At 45.1% G+C, this 2,831-nt stretch carries 4 protein-coding genes; all 4 read right to left on the bottom strand.

Annotated elements, in window-relative coordinates:
• Positions 1 to 348 (bottom strand): heavy metal-binding domain-containing protein (locus B2X00_RS07745; RefSeq protein WP_290486956.1); only part of this gene is annotated, 348 nt, incomplete at its 3' end.
• Complete coding sequence (locus B2X00_RS07740) at positions 348 to 1,709, bottom strand: TolC family protein (protein ID WP_290486955.1); 1,362 nt, start codon at positions 1,707 to 1,709, stop codon at positions 348 to 350. The genes B2X00_RS07740 and B2X00_RS07745, both read right to left, overlap by 1 nt.
• Positions 1,709 to 2,224: a DUF411 domain-containing protein gene (locus B2X00_RS07735; protein WP_044447419.1), complete on the bottom strand. Its 516-nt coding sequence runs from the start codon at positions 2,222 to 2,224 to the stop codon at positions 1,709 to 1,711. Before B2X00_RS07735 ends, B2X00_RS07740 begins: the two co-directional genes overlap by 1 nt.
• Positions 2,225 to 2,323: 99 nt before the next feature.
• A complete protein-coding gene (locus B2X00_RS07730; protein ID WP_290486950.1) occupies positions 2,324 to 2,683 on the bottom strand; it encodes a hypothetical protein in 360 nt (119 codons plus the stop codon).
• Positions 2,684 to 2,831 lie beyond the last annotated feature (148 nt).

Here is a 2,831-nt window from a genome sequence, read left to right as displayed (position 1 = left end):
ATAGCCAACCGTACGAATAGGGACATGCAGCGAGCGGCGTTGAACCGATGCTGTTCTTACCCCTAAATTATTAACTACATTGGGTGATATGCTAATGGTTCCCGGACCTTCATTACCTCCTGTGCTCTCCTCATAAACGGGGACGAGATCCATTCCCATCGGAGATTTACCCGGTTCATCACGGCGGTAATTGGGATCCATCGGTGCTACCCAATAGAGTGGCTGGGGTTCTGCGCTTTGCCCTGCTGCGGCAGATGGTGCATCAGAAGGAAGTAGGAATGTATATGTTAACGCAGTCATTGCACCGCCGATAACACATCCTAAAATAATGGCTTTCGTGTTATTCATTATTGTTCTCCGAATTGAGTCTTGGAAATACCTGCGGTGGTATTGAAATAATAATTAAGTCGAATGTTTGTTCTGACGAGATCCACATCGATATCCAATGCATCAATACGCGCATTCAAATCCGCGATACGCGCGCGAGCAACTTCGGCGAAATCGCCGTCATCATTGGTGTAGGCATTCAAGGACGCATCTGCTTGTTCTTGCATTTGTGCTAATAACTCGTCGTTGTATAACGATTGCCTGTCAGTTAAACGTTCTCGCTCAGCGTATAACGACTGGATGGCAGACATCATTTCGCGCAGTGCGAGTAACTTGTCAGTCTTTATGGCTTCTGATTGATTTACGGCTGCAGAGACTTCTTTGTCTTGACGGTTTTCAGTAAAAATAGGTAAATCAAAACTAACACCGACTGACAAAAAATCAGCTCGACTTGCACCTGCCGGGGTATCATCGCGAAAAGCGTAACTGGCATTTACGCCCCATTGGGGTTTGTATTTTTCTTTAGCTAACTCAACCCCGGTTTGACTCGCTCTGATACGTTGATTAATGGATAAAATATAAGGGTGATCTGCGAGTAATTCCGCGAGCTGTTGTTGGTTTTTCCTTTCTACCATTAACAACGTGTTGTCAGTGATTTTTGCAATGGCAGGTAATGTATTAGGCAACTGCAACGCGCTAAATGCATCAAAGCCAAGTTGGCGTGCAGACTGCTGGTTTTTTAGGATCCATTCCAATAACTTACCTGTTGCGCGTTCTTCCAGTGCTTGTAGTTTTGTTAATCTGTCTTCTAACCGCGTCAATTCTAACTTTGCCCTAATGATGTCTTGTTGTCGCACGCGTCCAAGGGCGGTCGCATAATTCGCTTTGGCAATGTCACTGAGTTGCTCAAACAATGCCCTATCTTGATGGATTAGCTTAATACCCTGCTGCGCGCGATAAATTTCAAGCCAAATATCTGAGACCTGCACACGTGTGCGGGCGATGCGATCAGCACGCATTAATGGGTGCTCGGCGGCTTGCTCTCTTAATTGACGAGAACGAATATCTAACGAATCCCCTCTGGGGAACATCTGCGAAACCCCTGCCTTAAGTTGCGTCATGGGTTCTTGATCGAATGCGAATCCATCTGTTGGTAAGTTCGCTAAACCAATATTAACTACCGGGTCCGGCAAACTAGCGGCTGCCACGCTACTTGAAACAATGGCTTGCTCGCGATACTCACTGCCTACAAGCCAAGGGTCGTTGTTAATCGCGATTTCAACAGCCTGCTCCAATGTCAATACCGACTTGGTTTGACTTTGGGCGAGCCCAGTATTCAAAAGCGTCATTAGTACAATGACATGAAATGAAAAGCGTCTCATTAGAATTGCTCCTCATAGGTATTAACTTCGGCATAAGTGGTTGCGCTGCCATCGTCATTGAGTTGCAGAATAAGATAAGGACGAAATTGATCACCGACTTCCATACCAGGTGAGCCAATTGGCATAGCCGGCACACTGAGTCCGATGGCGCCTTCAGGTATATTGTCTAAAAATTGCTGAATGAATTTTGCTGGAATGTGACCTTCAAAAACAAAACCGCCTGGGGACAATGCCGTATGGCACGAACGGTAATTAGGCGCAACACCATATTTGTCTTTAATTCGAGACATTAACGTAACATTGGATACGTCTGCGTCGAACCCGTGCTCTTCAATATGGTTCACCCACTTTTGGCAACACTTACAAGAACGGCTTTTGTAGACTGTTAAGGACGTTATCGGGGATTCAGTCACTGCCTCTGAATCGTTATTTATCTGTGTTGCGTCGGTACATGCTGATAAAAACAGTGCAAACACCAAGGCTATCCACATCGAGCGATGCGTAATAATTGACATAATTACTTTCTCATTTCTATTGTTTAAATAAATGGCTTGCTACGAACATTCGACTAACAAGCGATATCATTGCCCGGATTCTAGACGGACTTATCCTGCTTAAATGAGAGAGTGTTTCGGAGGGCGCTGCAATCCACCTAAAAAGATTTGGTTTAGGTTTGGGTTAAGAGACTGAATACTCAGCGACACGCCTTCGGGTGACGAATGAGCTTGACTAGAGAGAAGACCAATATGAAACATCGCCATTGGACAACAGCAATCTTGCTGACAACAATCATTCATATCATCGCTTTGCGAGTGTTTCATCATGTCATGAGCGCTGTGCATATCGTGAGATCCGAGATCCATCTCCGCTGCCATTTCGTCACTGCATGGCATTTGCGCGAATGCAAATGACTCACTCACTTGCACACTGAGCAATGCAATAACAATAATTATGTGAATGAAGGCGCTTTTCACGGTCTCGTCGTTCCTTGGTGTTTGACAGACAGCAGTCAATGACTGTTTATTAATTGTTGCTGATGTTAGCACCATCGCCTGACAACCAGATTACCCCTACATTACAATTCGGTAATATAAACAATTGTAACCGTTCAGCAGGGCCCTA

It is taken from the genome of Idiomarina sp. UBA3162, from assembly GCF_002364475.1.
Taxonomy (GTDB): Bacteria; Pseudomonadota; Gammaproteobacteria; order Enterobacterales; family Alteromonadaceae; genus Idiomarina.
The sequence above is the reverse complement of the archived record's forward strand: the minus strand, read 5'-3'. Positions and strand labels throughout refer to the sequence as shown.

What these genes read in the sequence shown, in the direction of transcription:
- B2X00_RS07740 (WP_290486955.1), bottom strand. Translation starts at nt 1,709, where the DNA reads ATGAGACGCTTTTCATTTCATGTCATTGTACTAATGACGCTTTTGAAT.
- B2X00_RS07735 (WP_044447419.1), bottom strand. Translation starts at nt 2,224, where the DNA reads ATGTCAATTATTACGCATCGCTCGATGTGGATAGCCTTGGTGTTTGCA.